Annotated in this window: 18 protein-coding genes and 1 pseudogene; 12 read left to right on the top strand and 7 right to left on the bottom strand. The window is 71.4% G+C overall.

The window, feature by feature from the left end:
• The first annotated feature begins 24 nt into the window (after positions 1-24).
• Genes AB0I15_RS50500 through AB0I15_RS50470 form a run of 7 tightly spaced genes read left to right on the top strand, consistent with a single transcriptional unit; the run spans position 25 to position 9,863 of the window.
• Complete coding sequence (locus AB0I15_RS50500) at positions 25-1,044, top strand: LacI family DNA-binding transcriptional regulator (protein WP_358113610.1); 1,020 nt, start codon at positions 25-27, stop codon at positions 1,042-1,044.
• Between the two features lie 2 nt (positions 1,045-1,046).
• Positions 1,047-3,092, top strand: coding sequence for a beta-galactosidase (locus AB0I15_RS50495; protein WP_358113608.1), 2,046 nt, complete (start codon positions 1,047-1,049; stop codon positions 3,090-3,092).
• 34 nt (positions 3,093-3,126) lie between these two features.
• Positions 3,127-4,434 (top strand): sugar ABC transporter substrate-binding protein, encoded by a 1,308-nt coding sequence (locus AB0I15_RS50490; RefSeq protein WP_358113606.1) that lies wholly within the window; start codon positions 3,127-3,129, stop codon positions 4,432-4,434.
• On the top strand, positions 4,431-5,327 hold the full coding sequence (locus AB0I15_RS50485; RefSeq protein WP_358113604.1) for a sugar ABC transporter permease: 897 nt from the start codon (positions 4,431-4,433) through the stop codon (positions 5,325-5,327). Before AB0I15_RS50490 ends, AB0I15_RS50485 begins: the two co-directional genes overlap by 4 nt.
• A complete protein-coding gene (locus AB0I15_RS50480; protein ID WP_358113602.1) occupies positions 5,324-6,163 on the top strand; it encodes a carbohydrate ABC transporter permease in 840 nt (279 codons plus the stop codon). The genes AB0I15_RS50485 and AB0I15_RS50480 overlap by 4 nt, the downstream gene beginning before the upstream one ends.
• A gap of 26 nt (positions 6,164-6,189) precedes the next feature.
• Positions 6,190-8,469, top strand: coding sequence for an alpha-xylosidase (gene yicI / locus AB0I15_RS50475; protein WP_358113600.1), 2,280 nt, complete (start codon positions 6,190-6,192; stop codon positions 8,467-8,469).
• Positions 8,466-9,863 (top strand): GH1 family beta-glucosidase, encoded by a 1,398-nt coding sequence (locus AB0I15_RS50470; RefSeq protein ID WP_358113598.1) that lies wholly within the window; start codon positions 8,466-8,468, stop codon positions 9,861-9,863. Before yicI ends, AB0I15_RS50470 begins: the two co-directional genes overlap by 4 nt.
• 140 nt (positions 9,864-10,003) lie before the next feature.
• Here the strand turns inward: AB0I15_RS50470 and AB0I15_RS50465 are convergent, their stop codons facing one another.
• The 6 genes and pseudogenes from AB0I15_RS50465 to AB0I15_RS50440 form a co-directional block, all read right to left on the bottom strand.
• Complete coding sequence (locus AB0I15_RS50465) at positions 10,004-10,834, bottom strand: SAM-dependent methyltransferase (protein WP_358113596.1); 831 nt, start codon at positions 10,832-10,834, stop codon at positions 10,004-10,006.
• An 86-nt stretch (positions 10,835-10,920) separates the two neighbouring features.
• Positions 10,921-11,961 carry a hypothetical protein gene (locus AB0I15_RS50460; RefSeq protein WP_358113594.1) on the bottom strand — a complete coding sequence of 347 codons (1,041 nt, stop codon included), beginning with the start codon at positions 11,959-11,961 and terminating at the stop codon, positions 10,921-10,923.
• A 53-nt stretch (positions 11,962-12,014) separates the two neighbouring features.
• Entirely contained in the window at positions 12,015-12,647 is a 633-nt protein-coding gene (locus AB0I15_RS50455) for a nitroreductase family protein (RefSeq protein WP_358113592.1), read from the bottom strand.
• Positions 12,648-12,714: 67 nt separating this feature from the next.
• Positions 12,715-12,879, bottom strand: a pseudogene (locus AB0I15_RS50450) (hemin transporter); the annotation flags it as partial.
• A gap of 86 nt (positions 12,880-12,965) precedes the next feature.
• A complete protein-coding gene (locus tag AB0I15_RS50445; protein ID WP_358113590.1) occupies positions 12,966-14,066 on the bottom strand; it encodes an arabinogalactan endo-1,4-beta-galactosidase in 1,101 nt (366 codons plus the stop codon).
• A 10-nt stretch (positions 14,067-14,076) separates the two neighbouring features.
• Positions 14,077-16,062: a beta-galactosidase gene (locus tag AB0I15_RS50440; RefSeq protein ID WP_358113588.1), complete on the bottom strand. Its 1,986-nt coding sequence runs from the start codon at positions 16,060-16,062 to the stop codon at positions 14,077-14,079.
• Positions 16,063-16,243: 181 nt separating this feature from the next.
• Here AB0I15_RS50440 and AB0I15_RS50435 point away from each other — a divergent pair, with 181 nt between their 5' ends.
• The 5 genes from AB0I15_RS50435 to AB0I15_RS50415 all read left to right on the top strand — a co-directional run bounded on the left by AB0I15_RS50435 (position 16,244) and on the right by AB0I15_RS50415 (position 21,320).
• Positions 16,244-17,560, top strand: a complete 1,317-nt coding sequence (locus AB0I15_RS50435) for an extracellular solute-binding protein (protein WP_358113586.1) — start codon at positions 16,244-16,246, stop codon at positions 17,558-17,560.
• Complete coding sequence (locus AB0I15_RS50430; protein ID WP_358113584.1) at positions 17,557-18,441, top strand: sugar ABC transporter permease; 885 nt, start codon at positions 17,557-17,559, stop codon at positions 18,439-18,441. Before AB0I15_RS50435 ends, AB0I15_RS50430 begins: the two co-directional genes overlap by 4 nt.
• Positions 18,441-19,331 (top strand): carbohydrate ABC transporter permease, encoded by an 891-nt coding sequence (locus AB0I15_RS50425; RefSeq protein ID WP_358113582.1) that lies wholly within the window; start codon positions 18,441-18,443, stop codon positions 19,329-19,331. Before AB0I15_RS50430 ends, AB0I15_RS50425 begins: the two co-directional genes overlap by 1 nt.
• Entirely contained in the window at positions 19,328-20,323 is a 996-nt protein-coding gene (locus AB0I15_RS50420; protein ID WP_358113580.1) for a LacI family DNA-binding transcriptional regulator, read from the top strand. Before AB0I15_RS50425 ends, AB0I15_RS50420 begins: the two co-directional genes overlap by 4 nt.
• Before the next feature lie 97 nt (positions 20,324-20,420).
• Positions 20,421-21,320, top strand: coding sequence for an SAM-dependent methyltransferase (locus AB0I15_RS50415; protein WP_358113578.1), 900 nt, complete (start codon positions 20,421-20,423; stop codon positions 21,318-21,320).
• Here AB0I15_RS50415 and AB0I15_RS50410 read toward each other — a convergent pair.
• The gene (locus AB0I15_RS50410) at positions 21,302-21,679 is read right to left on the bottom strand and encodes a YchJ family metal-binding protein (protein WP_358113576.1); all 378 of its coding nucleotides are present in this window, start codon (positions 21,677-21,679) and stop codon (positions 21,302-21,304) included. The two genes, AB0I15_RS50415 and AB0I15_RS50410, sit on opposite strands and share 19 nt — an antisense overlap.
• Positions 21,680-21,682 lie beyond the last annotated feature (3 nt).

Below are 21,682 nucleotides of genomic sequence, written 5' to 3'. Positions count from 1 at the left end.
GTCACGCCCAGCCTCCGGAGTGGAATGACCTCGCTACGTGACGTGGCCGAGCGCGCACAGGTCGCGGTCAGCACCGTGTCCGCCGCGCTCAACGGCACCCGCCCGGTGGCGGCGGCGACCAAGCGGCGGATCGAGCAGGCCGCCGCCGAGCTCGGTTACCGGCCCAACCTGCTGGCCCGCGGGCTGCAGAGCAAGCGGACCCGCATCCTGGCCCTGCTGTTCCCCGCCCCGCGCAGCGGGTTCGGGCTGACCGAGATGCAGTTCGCCACCGGGGCCGCCGAAGCCGCCAGTGAGCTGGGCTATCACCTGCTGCTCTCGCCCGAGCACACCGACCCGATCGAGGAGCTGCGGCACCTGACCGGCCTGGGGCTCGTGGACGGGGTGCTGCTGATGGAGGTGGGCCTCGACGACGAGCGGACGGAGTTCCTGTCGGCGGCCGGAGTGCCGTTCAGCATGATAGGGCGGACGCGCGAGCCGGGGGCGATCGACTTCGCGGACATCGACTTCGCGGCCATGGCCCGCGACGCGGTGGCGCACGTGGCGGGGCTGGGGCATCGGAAGCTGGCCTTCTTCAACCTCTCGACCGACGCGTACGCCGCCCAGTACGGGCCTGCCATCAGGGCGGGCGAGGAGTTCGCGCGGGCCGCCGAAGCGGCCGGCCTGGCGTACGTGGACGGCTTCCGGCCCGGGTCGGCCGAGGAGGGCGGCGCGGCGTTCGACCGGCTGCTCGGCGAGCACCCCGACGTGACCGCGCTCGCCGTGATGGACGACCACGCCGCAGTCGGCGTGATCGCGGCCGTGGCGCGGCGCGGCTGGCGGATACCCGAGGACCTGACGCTGATGCTCGTGCTGTCGTCGGCGCGGGTCGCCGAGATGTTCCACCCCAGGCTCACGACGCTGGAACCGCCGAGCGCCGAGCTGGGCCGGCTCGGCGCTCGGATGCTCATCGATCGCTTGCAGGGCGACGCTCCGCCGCGCCAGCGGCTCGTGCCCTGCCGTCTGGTGGTCGGGGACAGCTCCGCGCCGCCGCGTAAGGGGGTCTGACCATGACGGCACGACCGGGCATGCACACGCTCACCGAGGGGCGCGGGCTGCTGTTCGGCGGGGACTACAACCCGGAGCAGTGGCCGGAGGAGGTCTGGGCCGAGGACGCGCGGCTGATGCGGGCCGCCGGGGTCAACCTGGTCACGGTCGGCGTGTTCAGCTGGGCGCGGCTCGAACCGGAGCCCGGGGTGTACGACTTCGGCTGGCTGGACCGGGTGCTCGACCTGATGGCCGACAACGAGATCGCGGTGGACCTGGCGACCCCGACGGCCTCCCCGCCGCCGTGGCTGGGCCACCGGTGGCCGGAGACGCTGCCCGTCGACGAGGCGGGACACCGCCTCTGGTACGGCTCCCGCAACCAGTTCTGCCCCTCGTCGAGCGTCTACCGGCAACGGGCGCTGGAGATCGTGACCGCCCTGGCCGACCGGTACGCCGGACACCCCGCGCCGGCCCTGTGGCACGTGGGCAACGAGTACGGCCAGGTGTGCCACTGCGACGAGTCCGCCGCGGCCTTCCGCACCTGGCTGCGCGACCGCTACGGCGACCTGGGCACGCTCAACGACGCCTGGGGCACCACGTTCTGGAGCCAGCACTACGGCGACTGGGCCGAGATCCTGCCCCCGCGCCGCGCCCCGTACATCATCAACCCCGGCCAGCGCCTCGACTGGTGGCGCTTCTGCTCCGACGCGCTGCTCGACCACTTCCGCGCCGAGCGCGACGTCCTGCGCGAGCGCACCCCCGGCACGCCGGTCACCACGAACTTCATGGGGCTGTTCAAGCCGATCGACGGCTGGGCGTGGGCGGCGGAGGAGGACGTGGTCTCCAACGACTGGTATCCGGAGCCGGGCAGCCCGCTGGCCCCGGCGCTGACGGCGCTCACGCATGACGTGATGCGCGGCCTGGCCGGGGGCCGGCCGTGGCTGCTGATGGAGCAGGCCACGAACGGCGTCAACTGGCGCCCGCACAACCTGCCCAAGCCGCCCGGCCAGTTCCGGCTGGAGTCGCTGCAGGCCCTCGCCCGCGGCGCGGACGGGCTGTGCTACTTCCAGTGGCGGGCCTCGCGGTTCGGCGCCGAGCGCTTCCACGCCGCGATGGTGCCGCACGCGGGAGCGGAGACGCGGCTGCACGCCGAGGTGCGCGCGCACGGGCAGGAGCTGCGCGGGCTCGGCTCGGTGGCGGGCGCGCCGGTGCCGGCGAAGGTCGCGATGGTGTTCGACTGGGCGAGCTGGTGGGCGCTGGAGGAGCGCGGGCGGCCGAGCGACCGGCTCAACGCCACCGAGCAACTGCTGGACTACTACGTGCCGCTCTGGGAGCGCGGGGTGAGCGTGGACGTGGTCCCGCCCTCGGCGGACCTGTCGGCGTACGCGCTGGTGGTGGTGCCGAACCTGTTCCTGGTCGGCGATCGGGACGCCGCGGCGCTGACCGCGTACGTGCGGGGCGGCGGCGTGCTCGTGGTCGGGCCGTTCTCCGGGGTGGTGGACCCGCGGGCGCACGTGCGTACCGGGCGGTTCCCCGCGCCGCTGCGGGAGGTGCTGGGCGCCTCCGGCGAGGAGTGGCTGCCGGCCCCCCTCGACCGGCCGGTGCGCTGCCGGTGGAGCGGCGGGGACGGGTTCGACGCGCACACCTGGACCGAGCTGCTGGCCGCCGAGGGCGCCGAGGTGGTGGCCGAGTTCACCGAGGGCGACCTGGCCGGGCGGCCCGCCGTGACCCGGCACCGCTCGGGCGAGGGCGTCGCCTGGTACGTCGGCACCATGCCCGCCCCGGCCGCGCTGAGCGAGCTGACCGGCCGGGCGCTGGCCGACGCGGGCGTCGAGGGCGCGCTGCCCGGCCTGCCGCCCGGCGTCGAGGCGGTACGCCGCGGCGACGTCCTGTTCCTGCTCAACCACGGCACCGCAACGGTACGGGTGCCCCTCCCCCACGAAGCCGACGACCTGCTGACCGGATCCCTGGCGACGGACCACGTCACGCTGACCCCCCGCGCGGTCGCCGCCCTCCGTCCCCATCCCGGCCGTCCCCATCCCGGCCGTCCCCATCCCGGCGCGTCCTGAGCCGCGCCGAAACCCGTCATTGGAGTAGAGCACCTTGCGTAGAAGAACGTTCCTCGTCTCGTCGGCGGCCACGCTCGTCCTGGCCGGCTGTGGCACCGACGACCCCGGCGCCGCCGGCGCGCCCTCCCCCATCGCCGGCGACGAGAACGCCGCCGCCAACCTGGTCTTCTGGAGCTGGGCGGAGAACATCCAGCGGGTGGTGGACCTGTGGAACGAGAAGAACCCCACCCAGAAGGTCACGCTCAGCGGGCAGGCGGCCAGCGACGAGCTGATCGCCAAGTTCCTGACCGCGGTGAAGGCCGGCAACGCGCCGGACGTGCTGCAGGCGGAGTACCAGTCGCTGCCGACCCTGATCACCAACAACGCCCTGCAGGACCTGACCGGCGCCGTCGCGCCCGTCAAGTCGGCCTTCCCCGAGGGCACCTGGAACCTGACCTCGTTCGGCGGCGGCACCTACGCCGTGCCCGCGGACGTCGGCCCGATGATGCTCTTCTACCGCGCCGACCTCTTCGAGGAGATGGGCCTGGAGGTGCCGAAGACCTGGGAGGAGTTCGGCGCGCTGGCGGAGACGGTGCGCGAGAAGGACTCCAAGCGCTACCTGACCACGTTCTCGCCCGGCGACGCCGGGTGGGTGGCCGGGTTCGCGCAGCAGGCCGGGGCCAACTGGTGGACGAACGAGGAGGGCGCCTGGAAGGTGGCCATCGACGATCCGGCCACCCGCAAGGTGCTGAGCTTCTGGGGCGAGCTGGTCAAGTCGGGCGCCGTGCTGGGCGACCCGATGTACACCCCGCAGTGGAACAGCCAGATGAACGATGGCACGATCATCGCCTGGCCGAGCGCGGTCTGGGGCGCGGGCGTCCTCGCGGGCGTCGCGCCCAAGGGCAAGGGCAAGTGGAAGATGGCGCCCCTGCCGCAGTGGAGCGCGGGCGAGAACCTCACCGGCTTCTGGGGCGGTTCGTCCACCGCCGTGAGCGCGACGTCCAAGCAGAAGCCGCAGGCGGCGAAGTTCGCCCGGTGGCTGAGCACCGACCCGGAGGCGCTGAAGGTGCTCGTCGAGATCGGTCTCTACCCGGCCGCCACGCTCGGCCAGACCTCCGGCGGGCTCGGCGCCGCGCCCGAGTACATGACGGGCCAGCCCGACTACTACGAGTCGGCCTCGCAGATCTCGCAGAGCGCGCGGGGTTTCAGTAGCTGGGGACCGAACACGAACGTCACCTACGGCCGGTTCGAGGACCTGCTGCCCACCGCGGTCAAGGACAAGGCCGACCTCGCGGCCGTGGCCACCCAGGTGCAGGAGGCGAGCGTGGCCGACCTGAAGAAGCAGGGCTACCAGGTCAAATGACCGGTAAGCGAACGCGCGCGCCGTACCTGATGGCGGCGCCGGCCGTCATCCTGTTCGTGGTCTTCATCCTGGTGCCGATCGGGTACGCGCTCTGGCTGAGCCTGCACGCCATGCGGGTGCGCGGCGCCGGGCTCGGCATCCGCACCGAGGTGTTCATCGGGCTGGAGAACTACCTGGAGGCCGTCCAGGACTCGGCCCTGTACGAGGCCGCCCAGCGCATGCTCGGCTACGGCCTGGTCATGGTGCCCGCCACCATGGGCCTGGCCCTGCTGTTCGCGCTGCTGCTCGACGCCCCCAGGGTCGGCGGCAAGCGGGCCTCACGCATCACGATCTTCCTGCCGTACGCGGTGCCGGGCGTGATCGCGAGCCTCCTGTGGGGCTTCATCTACCTGCCCGCGGTCAGCCCGATCGGCGCCGGCTTCGAGGCGATCGGCCTGGACGCGCCCGACTTCTTCGGCGACCTGTCGATCTACTTCTCGGTGGCCAACATCGCCGTGTGGGGCTCGGTCGGGTTCAACATGGTCGTCCTCTACACCACCCTGCGGGCCATCCCCAAGGAGCTGTACGAGGCCGCCCGCCTCGACGGCGCGAGCGAGTGGCGGATCGCGCTGCGGATCAAGGTGCCGCTGCTGCGCCCCGCGCTGACCATGACCTCGGTCTTCACGCTGATCGGCATGCTGCAGGTGTTCAGCGAGCCGGCCACGCTGCGGCCGATGACCAACACGATCACCCAGGACTGGGTGCCCCTGATGCGGATCTACCAGCAGGCGTTCGTGGACAACGACATCTACCTGGGCGCGGCCAGTTCGGTGCTGCTGGCCGGCGCGACGGTGCTGCTGTCGCTGGCGGCGCTCGCGGTCTTCCGGGTGCGCGGCGTGAGGAGCGGGCGATGAGAGCGCGCATGAAGATCGTCCCCACGCTCATCCTGGCGCTGGGCGGCCTGTACGCGGTGCTGCCCCTGCTGTGGGTGGTGTTCGCCAGCACGAAGACCTCCGACGAGCTGTTCACCACGTTCTCCGGCTGGCCCAGCTTCAACGGCGGCTTCACCGGCAACATCGCGGCGCTGAGCGCGTACGGCGACGGCCGGTTCTGGCTCTGGATGCTCAACAGCCTCGTCTACGCCGGCGGCGGCGCGTTCCTGACCGTGGTGGTCTCGGCCGCCTGCGGGTACGCGCTGGCCAAGTACCGCTTCGCCGGGCAGCGGCTGATCTTCGCGGCGCTGCTGGCCGGGGTGCTGGTGCCGCAGATCACGCTGGCCATCCCGCAGTACCTGCTGCTGTCGGAGATGAACCTGGTCGGCACCTACTGGTCGGTCATCCTGCCGAGCGTGATCAGCCCGTACAGCATCTACCTGTGCCGCATCTACGCCGAGGCGGCCATCCCGGAGGAGATCCTCGAGGCCGGGCGGGTGGACGGGGCCGGGGAGTTCCGGCTGCTGTGGTCGGTCGGGGTGCCGATCATGACACCGGGGCTGGTGACGGTGTTCCTGCTGCAGTTCATCGCCATCTGGAACAACTTCCTGCTGCCGTACATCATGCTCGCGAACGACGACCTCTTCCCGCTGACCGTGGGGCTCTACTCGCTGCTCAACCGGGGGGCCTCACAGCCCGCGCTGTACACGCTGGTGATCAGCGGGTCGCTGCTGTCGGTCATCCCGATCATCGCGCTGTTCCTGTTCCTGCAGCGTTTCTGGCGGCTCGACCTCGTGGCCGGCAGCGTCAAGGGCTGACCGCACGACCTCAAGAACGGATGGGCATGAAGTTCAAAGACGGCTACTGGCGGATGCGCCCCGGCGTGCGGGGCGACTACGCCACCGCGGCGTACGACGTCACCGCGAACGCCGCCTCGCTGCGGATCCTCGCCCCGACGCGGGAGATCACCCGCCGCGGCAACACCATCGACGGGCCGGTCATCACCGTGGACCTGTCGTCGCCGATGCCCGACGTGATCCGCGTGCGCACGGTGCACCTCGCCGGGTCCGTGCCGGACGCCCCCGCCTTCGCGGTGCACGACGGCGATCCCGGCGTGAAGGTCGCCCTGGACGGCGAGGAGGCGAGCCTGACCAGCGGCGGGCTGACCGTGCGGGTGCGCAGGGACGCGCCGTGGGACATGACGTTCAGCGCGGACGGCCGCGAGCTGACCCGCAGCTCCGGCAAGAGCCTGGGCGTCATGCACGACGCCGGGTCGCGGCACTTCATGGTGGAGCAGCTCCGGCTCGGCGCCGGCGAGCTCGTGTACGGCCTCGGCGAGCGCTTCGGCCCGCTGGTCCGCAACGGCCAGGCCGTCGACATCTGGAACGAGGACGGCGGCACCAGCAGCGAGATCGCCTACAAGAACGTCCCCTTCTACCTCACCAACCGGGGCTACGGCGTCTTCGTCAACCATCCGGGCCGGGTGTCGTTCGAGGTCGGCTCGGAGACCGTGTCACGGGTGCAGTTCAGCGTCGAGGGCCACGACCTGGAATACCTGATCGTCCACGGGCCGACGCCCGCCGAGATCCTGCGCCGCTACACCGCGCTGACCGGCCGCCCGGCGCTGCCGCCCGCGTGGTCGTTCGGCCTGTGGCTGTCCACCTCGTTCACCACCGACTACGACGAGGCGACGGTGACGTCGTTCGTGGACGGGATGGCCGAGCGGGACCTGCCGCTGAGCGTGTTCCACTTCGACTGCTTCTGGATGCGGCAGTTCCGCTGGTGCGACTTCGAGTGGGACCCGGAGGTGTTCCCCGACCCCGAGGGCATGCTGCGGCGGCTCAAGGAGCGCGGGCTGCGGGTGTGCCTGTGGATCAACCCGTACATCGGCCAGGCGTCGGCGCTGTACGACGAGGGCGCCGCGGCCGGGCACCTGCTGCGCCGCCCGGACGGGACGGTCTGGCAGGACGACCACTGGCAGGCGGGCCGGGCGCTGGTGGACTTCACCTCGCCGGCCGCCCGCGAGTGGTACGCGGGCAAGCTGCGCGGGCTGCTCGACATGGGCGTGGACGCGTTCAAGACCGACTTCGGCGAGCGCATCCCGACCGACGTCGTCTACGCCGACGGCTCCGACCCCGAGCGCATGCACAACTACTACAGCCTGGTCTACAACCAGACCGTGCACGACGTGCTGACCGAGCGGCGCGGCGAGGGCGAGGCCGTGCTGTTCGCGCGCTCGGCCACGACCGGCGGGCAGCGGCTGCCGGTGCACTGGGGCGGCGACTGCGAGTCGACGTTCGAGGCGATGGCCGAGTCGCTGCGCGGCGGGCTGTCCCTGGGCCTGGCCGGCTTCGGGTTCTGGAGCCACGACATCGGCGGGTTCGAGGGGCGGCCCGACCCCGCGGTGTTCAAGCGGTGGGTGGCCTTCGGGCTGCTGTCGTCGCACAGCCGGCTGCACGGGAGCGGCTCCTACCGGGTGCCGTGGCTGTTCGACGAGGAGTCGGTGGATGTGCTGCGCTCGTTCACGCGGCTGAAGGCGCGGCTGATGCCGTACCTGTACGGGGCCGCCGTGCAGGCCACGGCCGAGGGGCTGCCGATGATGCGGGCGATGCAGCTCGCCTTCCCCGGGGACCGGGCCTGCGACCACCTGGACGCCCAGTACATGCTCGGGTCCGACCTGCTGGTGGCGCCGGTGCTGTCGGCCGACGGCGCCATCTCGTACTACGTGCCCGAGGGTGTGTGGACGCGGCTGCTCGACGGGGAGACGGTGAGCGGGCCGGGCTGGCGTACCGAGCGGCACGGGTTCGACAGCCTGCCGCTGCTGGTGCGGCCGGGCGCGGTGATCGCGACCGGGGCCCGCGAGGACCGGCCCGACTACGACTACGCCGACGGCGTCACCCTCGAGGTCTACGAGCTGCCCGACGGCGCCGCCCGTACCGTGACCGTGCCCGCGCTGGACGGCTCCACCGCAGCGGTGTTCGAGGTGTCCCGCGAGGGCGGGCGCGTCGGCGCCCGCCGGATCGAGGGCGCGCCCGCCCCCTGGAACCTGCGCTGCGCCGGCGTGCGCGGCGCCGCCGCACCCGACACCGACCACATCGAGATCATCCTGAGCGCCGAGGAGTGACATTGCCTACTTTCCCCGACAATTTCCTGTGGGGCACCGCCACCGCCGCCTACCAGGTCGAGGGCGCCTGGAACGAGGACGGCCGCGGCCCCTCGATCTGGGACACCTTCTCCCACACCCCGGGGCTGGTCACCAACGGCGACACCGGCGACGTGGCCTGCGACCACTACCACCGGCTGGAGGAGGACCTCGACATCCTGTCCGCGCTGGGCGTGGGCGCGTACCGGTTCTCCATCTCCTGGCCGCGCGTGCAGCCGGGCGGGAGCGGCCCGCTCAACCGGCCGGGCGTGGACTTCTACCACCGGCTGGTGGACGGCCTGCTGGCCAGGAACATCGCGCCCGTCGCCACGCTCTACCACTGGGACCTGCCGCAGGAGCTGGAGGACGCGGGCGGCTGGCCGCACCGTGACACCGCGCTGCGCTTCGGCGAGTACGCCCGGCTCATGGGCCAGGCGCTCGGCGACCGCGTGGCGACCTGGATCACCCTGAACGAGCCGTGGTGCTCGGCCTACCTCGGCTACGCCTCCGGCGTGCACGCCCCGGCCAGGACCGAGCCCGCCGACGCGCTGGCCGCCGTACACCACCTGAACCTCGGCCACGGTCTGGCCGTCCAGGCGCTGCGCTCGACCGCCGCCCGGGACGCCCAGATGTCGGTGACGCTCAACCTGCACCACGTGCGCGGCGTGTCCGAGCGCGACGCCGACGCGGTGCGGCGCGCGGACGCGCTGTCCAACCGGGCCTTCCTCGGCCCGATGCTGGAGGGCGCCTACCCGCGCGACCTGATCGCCGACACCGCCTCGGTGACCGACTGGTCGTTCGTGCGCGACGGCGACGAGGCGACCGCCTGTCAGCCGCTGGACGTGCTGGGGGTGAACTACTACAACCCCACGCTGGTACGCCAGTGGGACGGCGCCAGCACGAGGGAGACCGCCGACGGGCACCAGGACGGGGCCGCCTCGCCGTGGATCGCCTGCGAGGACGTGGAGTTCGTGCGGCAGCCGGGGCCGTACACGGAGATGGGCTGGAACATCGACGAGACCGGCCTGACCGAGCTGCTGGTGCGCCTGCACCGCGACTACCCGGACCTGCCCCTGATGATCACCGAGAACGGCGCCGCGTTCCCCGACGAGGTGGACCCCGACGGCCGCGTCCGCGACGAGCGGCGCGTGGACTACCTGCACCGCCACCTGACGGCCGTGACCGAGGCGATCGCGGCCGGGGCGGACGTGCGAGGGTACTTCGTGTGGTCGCTGATGGACAACTTCGAGTGGGCGCACGGGTACGCCAAGCGCTTCGGCATCGTCCGCGTGGACCACGACACGCTGGCCCGCACCTGGAAGGACAGCGCCCACTGGTACCGCGACGTGGTCGCCACCAACAAACTCCCCACCTGACCGGCATCAGGGAGGACCACGACCGCCGGCCGCGCCCCCTCGTGGAACCCCAGCCGGAGCACGGGGGGGGGTCGCGGCCTGCAGCCCACGCCACCCCATCCCCCTTCCCCCAAAGGAACCCCAGCCGGAGTACGGGGGGGTCAGGGTTTGCGGCCGACGCCGCCGACGAAGGTGTGGTAGGTGATCCCCGGGGTGGCGTGGTCCGCGGAGTCGGCCCGCCACTCCGGCAGCGGCACCAGCCCAGGCTCCACCAGCTCGAGCCCGTCGAAGTAGGCGAGGATCTGCTCCCGGGTGCGCCACCGCCCGGTGCCGAGGTGCTCGTTGAAGAGCCGCTCCGCCGTGTACGCCTGCTCCGACACCTCGGGCAGCGCCTCCCCCGGGTTGTGGAAGTGCGAGATGACCACATGGCTGCCGGACGCGAGCGGTTCGACGAGCCGCCCCAGGACGCTCCCCGGGTTCTCGTCGTCGGCCAGGTGGTGCAGGATCCCGAACATCAGCAGCCCGACCGGCTCCTCGAAGTCGATGAGGGCACGGGTCTTCGGGTCACCGATGATCGCGTCCGGGTCGCGGACGTCGGCGTTGACGATCGTGGTGGTCTCGTCCACGGCGAGCAGGGCGCGGCCGTGGACGAGGACGATCGGGTCGTGGTCGACGTACACGACGTGGGCGCCGGGGCTGACCGACTGGGCGATCTCGTGCACGTTGCCCTGTGTGGGCAGGCCGGAGCCGATGTCCAGGAACTGCCGGATGCCCGCCTCGGCGGCCAGGTGGCGTACCGTGCGCCGCAGGAACTCCCGGTTGGCCTGGGCGGCCTGGGGCGCGTCCGGCGCGATCTTGAGCACCGCCGCGGCGACCTGGCGGTCGATCTCGTAGTTGTCCTTGCCGCCGAGCATGTAGTCGTAGACACGGGAGACACTGGGTTTGGTGGTGTCGATCCCGCCTGGTGCGCTTTCCTGCTCGCTTTCGGGCACTGTCGGCTCCTCGCGGTGGATCAGGGGGTCAGCGCGATGATCCTAATTGCGGGCGCCCAGGGTGGGCGAGGAAAGATGCGGAAATTTCATGACAGGCCCAGCTCGCCGCGCAGCAGCCGCGCCGCCCCGGCCATGGCCCGCATTTTGCCCTCGGCCGACGCCCTGGGGAGATACTTCATCCCGCAGTCGGTGGCGATGACGATCCGCTCGGGCGGCACCCGGTCGAACGCCCTGCGCACCCGCTCCGCCACCACCTCGACCGGCTCGACGTCGGGTGTGGACAGGTCGATCACCCCGAGGATGATCGTCTTGTCCTTCAGGTCCGACAGCACACCCAGGTCCAGCCCGGACTGCGCGGTCTCGATCGACACCTGCCGCACCGGGCAGCCGGCCAGCTCCGGCAGGAACGAGTACGCCTCCGGCCGCTCGTGGATGATCGCGGCGTACCCGAAGCAGATGTGCACGGCCGTCAGGCCGGTGACGCCGTCGAGCGCGGCGTTCAGCGCGGCCAGCCCGTAGGCGCGCGCCGCGTCCGGCCTGGCCTGCATGTACGGCTCGTCGATCTGCACGATGTCGGCCCCGGCGGCGAACAGGTCGCGGATCTCGGCGTTGACCGCCGCCGCGTAGTCCATCGCGGCCGCCTCGGCGTCCGGATAGTGCTCGTTCTGCGCCTGCTGGCTCATCGTGAACGGCCCCGGCACCGTCATCTTCACCACTCGCCCGGTGTGGGCGCGCAGGAACCGCAGGTCGGCGACCTCGACCGGGCTGGGGCGGCGGATCGGGCCGGTGATGCGCGGGACCGGGTTCGGATGGCCGCTGCGGTCGAGAGCCGTGCCCGGGTTGTCCACGTCGACGCCCTCCAGGGCGGTGGCGAAGTGGTTGGAGTAGCTCTCGCGGCGGATCTCCCCGTCGGTGACGATGTCCAGCCCGGCGCGCTCCTGGGCCCTGATCGCCAGCTCGGTGGCGTCGTCCTGGGCCTGGGCGAGCAGGTCGGGCGGGACCCGCCACAGCTCTTTCGCCCGCACGCGCGGCGGGAACCGATCGGCCAGTCTGGCCCGGTCGATCAGCCAGTCGGGCTGGGCGTAGCTGCCGACCAGCGACGTCGGCAGCGGCGGCAAGGAGATCACGGGTCCTCCCTCTCGTCGGTCGTGACCTCCACTGTGCGCCCGCCGCGCGGGCGTTACCAGTGATCGACGTGGAGCACCTCGTCCAGCGGTTGCCGGGCGGCGGGCCTGAAGGTCTCGCCGGTGTAGTACGCGGTCGGCAGCAGCACCCCCTGCCGGACGTCGGCGGGGATGCCGAGCAGCTCGGCGACCTCGCTCTCGTACGCCAGGTGCAGCGTGGTCCACGCGCTGCCGAGCCCCCGGGCGCGGGCGGCCAGCATGTAGCTCCAGGCGGCCGGCAGCAGCGAGCCCCACAGCCCCGCCTGGCTGCCCGGGGGCAGGCCGTCCCCGACCCTGAGGCAGCCGATCACCAGGACGGGCACCTCGTGCATGTGCTCGGCCAGGTAGGTGGCGCTGTCGGACACGCGGTGCTGGGCCGCCGCCCGCACTGGGTCGTCCTTGAACATCGACGTGGCGGAGGAGCCGGACTCGTAGTAGCCGCGCCACGAGCGCTCGTAGTAGCCGCCGATGACCTTGCGCAGCTCGGGGTCGGTCACCACGATCCAGTGCCAGCCCTGCCGGTTCCCGCCGGTGGGGGCCTGGAGGGCGATCTCCAGGCACTCCCGTACCAGCTCCATCGGGACGGGGCGGGTGAGGTCGAGGCGCTTGCGCACGCTGCGGGTGGTGGTGAGCAGTTCGTCGATCGTCATGCGTTCATCATGCAGAACCCGGCACGCGATCCCCAGTCCCCGGCCGTCATCGCGCGGCGGTTCCGGGTCAGGCCGCGCCCAGCCACAGGTCGGGGCCGAAGACCTCGTAGTGGATGTCGCGCGGCGCGACCCCGGCCGCGATGAGCCGGGTGCGGGCGGCCCGCATGAACGGCACGGGCCCGCACATGTAGACGACCGCGCCTTCCGGGATCGCGATCCCGTCCAGGTCCAACGGTAGGCGCTGACCTCGCGTGACCGTGCGTGAGGCGGCCCCCGCCCGAAGCGGCCGGGCGGGGGTGGCCTTGCCCGGGGCTTCGGTCAGAGGTGGCCGAGGACCTTCATCGCCGGGAGGGCACGGTCGTCGTAGTCGAACAACGCCTGGTTCTCCCAGCCGTTGCCGGTCGTCGGGTCGGCCGGGTCCCAGCCGTTGCCCTTGACGCCGGTCCAGGTGGCCTCCCAGGTGAACAGGCCGAGGCCCAGGCCGTCCGGCACGGCGCGGACGATGTCGGCGACCCGGGTGAGCATCGCGGACTGTCCCTCCGGGGTGGCCTGGTAGCCGGGGTACGGCTCGGGCGAGGTGATGATGTTCTCCCAGGCGTCGTCGTCGGCCGTCGTGAACGGGTAGGCGGTCTCCACCACGACCACGGGCCTGCGGTACCGGGTGGCCACGTCGTTGATGTTGGCCTGGAAGGCCTCCAGCGTGCCGTGCCAGTAGCCGTAGTACGACAGGCCGATGACGTCGTACCGGATGCCGTGGGTGTTCGCGTTGTCGAACCACCACCGGTACAGGCCGTTGTCGCCGCCGTTGGCCAGGTGCAGCACGACCTTGGTCGAGCGGGACACCCTCTTGGCCGCGTCGAAGCCGGCGTTCAGCAGCGCGGCCGTGTTGGGCCAGTTCGCGTTGGAGCCGTCGGGCCAGAGCAGGCCGCCGTTGATCTCGTTGCCGATCTGCACCATGTCGGCCGTGGTGCCCTGCCGGCGCAGGGCGTTGAGCACGTCGTACGTGTGGTCGTACACGGCCCGCGTGAGCCGCTCGAACGGCAGCGCCTCCCAGGCGGCCGGCTTGAACTGCTTGCCGGGGTCGGCCCAGGTGTCGGAGTAGTGGAAGTCGACCAGCAGCTTCATGCCCTGCGCCTTGGCCCGCCTGGCCACCGCGAGCACCTGGGTCTTGGTGTTGTAGCCGTCGGCCGGGTTCACCCAGACCTTGAGCCTGATGTAGTTGAGGCCCGCCTGCGACAGGATGCGCAGCGCGTCGCCTCTGCGCCCGCGGGCGTCGCGGTAGACGCCGCCGTACGCCTCCGACTTGGCCAGGCTGGAGATGTCGGCGCCCCTGATCGGCAGTCGGGCGTGGGCGTGCGCCGGCTGCTGCGCGACCAGGACGGCGGCGAGTAACAGCAGCGCGGTCAGGATGCGTTTCATCGGGGTCTCCCTAGGGGTGGGGGGATGCCACGACGACGGTGACCGCGCCCGGCGCGACGGTGACCGGCCCGTCGTGGCGCACTCCGTCGAACACGCTCGTGCCGCTCACCCCCTCGACGGTGACGGGCTCCTCGCCGTGGTTGATCAGGAAGACGTGGCCGCCCCTGCGCACCAGTTCGAGGGTCTCGGGGAGGCCGCGCGGACGGGACACGTTCGCGTGGTCGAGCACCTGCGCGAGCAGGTCGCGCAGGCCGGTGACGGGGGCGGTGGCCAGGTACCAGGCGGTGCCGGCGCCGAGGTCGTGGCGGGTGAAGGCGGGATGCCCGGCGTCGGGCCCGTCGGCGAAGTCCCGTACGGCGCGCGCCCCCGCCGGGCGGACCCGCTCGGACCAGACGCGGGCGCGCTCGCCGCCGGCCAGCGTCACCGTCTCGTGCTCGCGCAGCGGGTGGAACTCCTCGATCGACAGGCCGAGCAGCTCGCGCAGCGCGCCGGGGTGGGCGCCGGGGTGCACGGTGTCGTGCTCGTCGACGATGCCGGAGAAGTACGACACGAGCAGGTTGCCGCCTGCTTCGACGTACCGGTGCAGGTTCTTGGCGGACGCCTCGGTCAGCAGGTACGAGCTGGGCGCCACCACCACCCGATATCCCGAAATATCGGAGGAAGGGTGGACGAAGTCCACCGTCACATGCTCCCGCCACAGCGCCTCGTAGAAGGCGTCCACCCGCTCCCTGAACGTCAGGTCCACCGACGGCCGCCAGTCCAGCTCCAGCGCCCAGTACGACTCCCAGTCCCACACGATCGCCACCTCGGCCCCCACCCGCGACCCGCGCACCCCGGCGAGCGCGCGCAGGTCCGCGCCGAGCCGCACGACCTCGCGCCACTGCTCGGAGTCCGTGCCGGCGTGCGGCACCAGCCCCGAGTGGAACTTCTCGGCCCCGAACCGCGAGGCCCGCCACTGGAAGAACAGCACGCTGTCGGAGCCGCGGGCCACGTGCGCCAGGCTGTTGCGGCGCATCTCGCCGGGCCGCTTGGCGATGTTGCGCGGCTGCCAGTTGACCGCCCCCGCCGAGTGCTCCATCAGCATCCAGGGCGCGCCGCCCGCCACCGACCGTGCCAGGTCGGCGGACATGGCCAGGTCGATGTGGTTGTCCGGCCGCTCGGCCTTGAGGTAGTGGTCGTTGGCGACCACGTCCAGCTCCCGGGCCCACTGCCACAGGTCGGCGGACTTGCAGTTGACGGTGCCGGCGAAGTTCGTGGTCACCGGCACGCCGGGGGCGAGTTCGCGCAGGATGTCGCGCTGGAGCGCGTAGTGCTCGCGGTGCTGGCCGTCGCTGAAGCGGGCGTAGTCGAGGCTCTGGGCGGGGTTGATGACCGTGTGGTTGGCGCGGGGGGCGTCGATCTCGGACCAGTCGGTGTAGGTCTGGCCCCAGAAGGTGGTGCCCCAGGCCTCGTTCAAGGCCGAGAGGTCGCGATAGGTGTGGCGGAGCCAGTCCCGCCAGGCGGTCACACTGTGCTCGCAGTAGCACTCGCCGAGCGGGGCGCCGTACTCGTTGTGCACGTGCCACATCACGACGGCCGGATGGTCGCGGTAGTGCTCGCCCATCGCGCGCACCAGGCCGGCGGTCGCCTCACGGAAGGCCGGCGCGCTGGAGCAGGCGCTCTGCCGGCCGCCGAACCCGATCCGCCGGCCCTCCCTGGTCACCGGCAGCACGTCGGGGTGCCGGGCGACGAACCAGGCCGGCGGGGCGGCGGTCGGCGTGGCCAGGCCGACGGCCACGCCCCCCTCGTGCAGGCGGTCGATGATCTCGTCCAGCCAGCCGAACGCGTAGCGCCCCGGCCCGGGCTCCATCAGCGCCCACGAGAACATGCCCAGGCTGACCAGGTTGACCCCGGCCTCGCGCATGAGGACCACGTCCTCTTCCAGGACCTCGCGCGGCCACTGCTCGGGGTTGTAGTCCCCGCCATAGGCGATACCGGCAGGACGCTCCGGATACATCCATCCCCCTAGAAAAGCTTCTGTGAACGTGCACAGTAATGCGCACCAGGCCCCGCAGGGAACCATCGGCCAGCAATTCGTTGCTGACGCTGGGACGTTAACGAGAACGTAACGACCCCTTGACGGCCGTTTCGGCCCTGTTCCACTCTGTGCACGTTCACAGAACCTTCTGGAGGTACGCATGCGCGCCAACCGCCTTGGAGCAGCCCTGGCCGTCGCACTCACGGCCACCCTCGCGAGCTGCGGGTCCACCGAGCCCGCCGAGAGCCCCGAGGCGGCGCCGAGCACCACCGCCGCCGCCCAGGGACCGGTCAAGCTCACGTACTGGACCTGGGCCCCCAACATGGACAAGATCGCCGCGGTCTGGAACCAGGCCCACCCGGACATCCAGGTGACGGTCAGCAAGCAGGCCGGCGGCGACGACGCCTCGGCCAAGTTCCTCACCGCCGCCAAGGCCGGCAACCCGCCCGACCTGGTACAGGCCGAGTATCAGCACCTGCCGTCGTTCATCGCCGCCGACGCGGTGGCCGACCTCAAGGCCGAGACCGCCTCGATCAAGGGCGAGTTCACCGAGGGCCTGTGGGGCCTGGTGACGCTGGGCACCGACGCCGTCTACGGCATCCCGCAGGACAGCGGCCCGATGATGCTCTTCTACCGCAAGGACCTGTTCGACAAGCACGGGCTCAAGGTGCCGGCGACCTGGCAGGAGTACGGCGACGCGGCCAGACAACTGCGCGAGAAGGATCCGAAGGCGTACCTCGGGACGTTCTCCAGCAAGGACCCGGGAGCGTTCACAGGTCTGGCGCAGCAGGCCGGGGCGCAGTGGTGGTCGATCAGCGGCGAGTCGTGGAAGGTGAACATCGCCGACGAGCCCACCAAGAAGGTCGCCGACTTCTGGGGCGGGCTGGTCAAGGAGGGCGTGATCGACGACATGCCGTACTTCACGCCCGAGTGGAACAAGGCGCTCAACGACGGCAAGCTGCTGACCTGGCCGTCCGCGGTGTGGGCGCCGGGCGTGCTGTCGAGCAACGCGCCCAAGGCCAAGGGCAAGTGGGCGGCGGCGCCGCTGCCGCAGTGGAACGCCGGCGAGAGCTTCAGCGGCTTCTGGGGCGGCTCCTCCACCGCCGTGTCGGCCAAGACGCCGAACAAGGCCGCCGCCGCGCAGTTCGCCACCTGGCTCAACACCGACCCGGCCGCCATCGACCTGCTGGTCAAGGAGGCCGCGATCTACCCGGCCGCCACCAAGGCGCAGTCCGCGCTCGGCGCGGCGCCCGACTACTTCGCCAACCAGCCCGACTTCTGGCAGCAGGCCGCGGCCGTGTCCGCCGGAGCCCGCGGCTTCACCTTCGGCCCGAACGTCGGCGTGACCTACAACGCGTTCAAGGACGGCTTCGACAAGGCGCTGCAAAGCGGCACCCCGTTCTCCGAGGCCGTGCAGGGCATGCAGGACGCCACCGTCGCCGACATGCGCAAGTCCGGCTTCCAGCTCGCCTCGTGAAAAGGTCGGAGAGGGGGGTCTGGCCGTATCTGTTCCTGACCCCCGCGATCGTGCTGTTCACGCTGTTCCTCGCGGTGCCCATCGGCTACACCGTCCATCTGGCGATGCGCCGTACCAAGGTCTCGGGGCTGGGGCTGGGCAGGGGGGCGCGCCGGGAGGTGTTCGTCGGGTTCGAGAACTTCGCCGCCGCCCTCTCCGATTCCGAACTGTGGCACGGATGGCTGCGCGTGCTCGGCTACGGAGCGCTGGTGCTGGCCGTGATGCTGGGGCTGGCGCTGCTGTTCGCGCTGCTGCTGGACACGGCGCGGGTGCGGCTGGCCCGGTTCTCCCGGATCGCGATCTTCCTGCCGTACGCGGTGCCGGGCGTGGCGGCCACCCTGCTGTGGGGCTTTCTCTACCTGCCCTCGCTCAGCCCGTTCACGGCGATCCTGGACGTCGACTTCCTGGGCGCCACCACCGTCACGTACTCGATGGCGAACGTGGCGGTGTGGGGCGGGGTCGGCTTCAACATGCTCGTGCTCTACACCACGCTCCGCGCGATCCCCCGCGACCTGTACGAGGCCGCCCGCCTCGACGGCGCCTCCGAGCTGCAGATCGCGCTGCGCGTCAAGATCCCGATCCTGACCCCGGCGATCATCCTGACCACGGTGTTCTCGATCATCGCGACGATCCAGGTGTTCACCGAGCCCACCACCCTGCGCCCGCTGACCAACACGATCAGCTCCACCTGGAGCCCGCTCATGAAGGTCTACCGCGACGCGTTCGTCACCGGTGACCTGTACTCGGCCGCCGCCACCTCGATCGTCATCGCCGCGATCTCACTCGTCCTGTCGTTCGGATTCCTGCGCGTGGTCCGCAACCGCGCCTTCGGGGAGGGCTGATGGCCACGGTCACCGGTGACAAAGCCGCCACCACCGCACATCGGCGGGCCCGGCCGGGCGCGGGCGGCACGATCGGCGTGGTGCCGACGGCGCTGCTGCTCATCGGCGCGATCTACTGCCTGTTCCCGGTGCTCTGGGTGCTGATCGCGGCCACCAAGTCGCCGGGCGAGCTGTTCAGCACCTCGACGCTGTCCTTCGGAACCGGTTTCCTGGACAACATCGCCGAGCTGTTCGCCTACCGGGACGGCGTGTTCTGGCTCTGGGCCGGCAACACGCTGATCTACGCGGGCGGCGGCGCGCTGCTGTCCACCGTGGTCTCGGCGATCTCCGGCTACACGCTGGCGAAATACCGCTTCCCCGGCCGGGACGTGATCTTCAACCTGCTCATCGGCGGCATCCTGGTGCCGGCCGTGGTGCTGGCGATCCCGCAGTACCTGCTGTTCTCCAAGATCGGGCTGGCGGACTCGTACTGGGCGGTCCTGCTGCCGCAGATCCTGCACCCGTACAGCATCTATCTGGCCCGCATCTACGCCGCCGCGGCCATCCCCGACTCCCTGCTGGAGGCGGGGCGGATCGACGGGGCCGGCGAGTGGCACCTGATGGCGCGGGTGGCGATACCGCTGATGGTGCCGGGCATGGTGACGATCTTCCTGTTCCAGTTCGTGGCGATCTGGAACAACTTCCTGCTGCCGTTCATCATGCTCGGCGACGACGGCAAGTTCCCGCTCACGGTCGGCCTGTACACGCTGCTGGCCGCCGGGGCGAACCAGCCCTCGCTCTACAACCTGATCCTGACGGGCGCGCTGCTGTCGATCGTGCCGTTGATCGCGCTCTTCCTCACGATGCAGCGATACTGGAAGACCGACCTGTCCTCCGGAGCCGTCAAATGAAGCGCCCAACGATCCACGATGTCGCCGCCGCCGCGGGCGTGTCCCGCGGCACGGTGTCCCGCCTGCTCAACGGGGACAAATACGTGAGCCCGGCGGCGCGCGTGGCCATCGAGAGGGCCATCTCGGAAACCGGTTACGTGGTCAACCGCGCCGCCCGCAGCCTGGTCACGCAGCGTACGGGCTCGATCGTCATGGTCCTGTCGGAGCCGCACGAGAAGCTGTTCGAGGACCCCAACTACAGCACGCTCATCCGGGTGTCCATCCGGATGCTGGCCGAGCGCGACCTGTCGCTGGTGATGATGCTGGCGGGTGACGAGGGCGACCGCGAGCGGGTGGTGCGCTACGTGCGCGGCGGCCACGCCGACGGCGTGCTGCTGGTCTCGACGCACGCGGGCGACCCGCTGCTCGACGCCCTGCGCACCGGCCCGCCCGCCGTCTCCTGCGGCGCGGTCATCGGCCGCGAGACCGTCATCCCGTACGCCGCCGCCGACGAGCGCCTCGGCGCCCGCCAGATGACCGAATACTTCGTCGGCCTCGGCCGCAGGCGCATCGCCATGATCACCGGGCCGATGGACACGCCGGGCGGCATCCAGCGGCTCGAAGGGTTCGCCGACGTGCTCGGGCGCAAGGCGACCTCGAAGCTGATCGCCCACGGTGACTGGACACAGGCCAGCGGCGAGCGGGCGATGACCGAGCTGCTCGGGCGCACGCCCGACATCGACGCCGTGTTCGTGGCCTCCGACCTGATGGCGGCGGGGGCGCTGGCCGCGTTGCGGGCGGCCGGGCGGCGCGTGCCCGACGACGTGGCGGTGGGCGGCTTCGACGACTCACCCGTGGCGCTGTCGACGCATCCGCCGCTGACGACGATCCGGCAGCCGCTGGCGGAGATGGCGCAGGAGACGGTCCGGCTGCTGCTGGCGCTCATCGACGGGGCCGGTCACGTCGAGCCCGTGATACTGCCCACCGAGCTGGTCATCCGCGATTCGGCCTGAGCCTGTCCATCGTGTCGCGCGATTGCTGCCGAATACCCGACATTTCAGCATATCCGCAGTACGATCATGCGAATCGGCGTACCCGAAGGAGCCCACAGTGGCCGACAACAGGGCCGACGGCGCGGCTGACAACAGGGCCGACAACGTGGCCGGCGGCGAGCGAGAGCAGGCGCCACGAGGGGTCGACACCACCAAGCCCAACATCTCCCGCGTCTATGACTTCATGCTCGGTGGCAAGGACAACTACGAGGCCGACCGGCGCATGGCGCAACTCGCCCTGCAGATCGCCCCGGACGCGCCCGAGTCCGCGCGGGCCAACCGGGAGTTCCTCGGGCGGGTGGTCCGTTTCCTGGCGGCGGAGGCGGGCATCCGCCAGTTCCTGGACATCGGCTCGGGGCTGCCGACGCTGGGCAACGTCCACGAGATCGCCCAGTCCGCCGCCGGCGGCACCCGGGTGGTCTACGTCGACAACGACCCGGTCGTGCTGGTCCACGGCCGGGCGCTGCTCGCCGTGGACGAGACCACCACGGTCGTGAAGGCCGACCTGAGAGACCCGGACGCGATCGTCGGCCATCCCGAGGTCCGGCGGCTCCTCGACTTCTCGCGGCCGGTGGGGCTGCTGATGTTCGCGATCCTGCACCACCTGGCCGACGACGAGGACCCGGCCGGGATCGCCGCCCGCATGATGGGCCACCTGCCGCCCGGCAGCTACCTGGCGCTCTCCCACTTCCACAACCCGGGCCCGGCCCTTCCTGAGGTGTCCAAGCAGGCGTTCACGGCCGAGCGGATCTTCAACGAGACGCTGGGGACGGGGCGGTGGCGCACGCGGGAGGAGATCCTGGCCTATTTCGACGGGCTGGAGCTGCTGGAGCCGGGGCTGGTGCCGCTGCCGGAGTGGCGTCCGGACTCGGAGGACACGGCCGAGCCCGGGATCACGTACCACACGTTCGTCGGGGCGGTGGCCCGCAAGCCCGTCGCTCAGACCGGGCCGGTGTAGACCCAGCGGCCCTCGGCGCGGACGAACCGGCTGTTCTCCTCCACCTCGCCCGGATCGCCGCGGTCGAGGTAGTGGGCGCGGAAGCGGACCGTGCCCTCGGTGTGCACGACGCTGCCGCCGGTGCTCTCCAGCACCTCGAGCCGCACCCACCGCACCCGCTTGTCCAGGCCGACCCGGGGCGGGCGGGTGGAGGGGTGCCAGGTGCGCAGCAGGTAGGGCTCGTCGCCCACGCCGAACGCGCTGAAGCGGGAGCGCATGAGCTGCTCGGCCGTGGTGGCCGCCGCCTCTCCCCGGTGCAGCCTGCCGCAGCAGTCCTGGTAGGGGGCGGGCAGGCCGCAGGGGCAGGAACGAGGAGGCATGCG

This window comes from Nonomuraea sp. NPDC050643, from assembly GCF_040654715.1.
Lineage (GTDB): Bacteria > Actinomycetota > Actinomycetes > Streptosporangiales > Streptosporangiaceae > Nonomuraea.
This window is presented reverse-complemented; position numbering and strand designations above follow the sequence as displayed.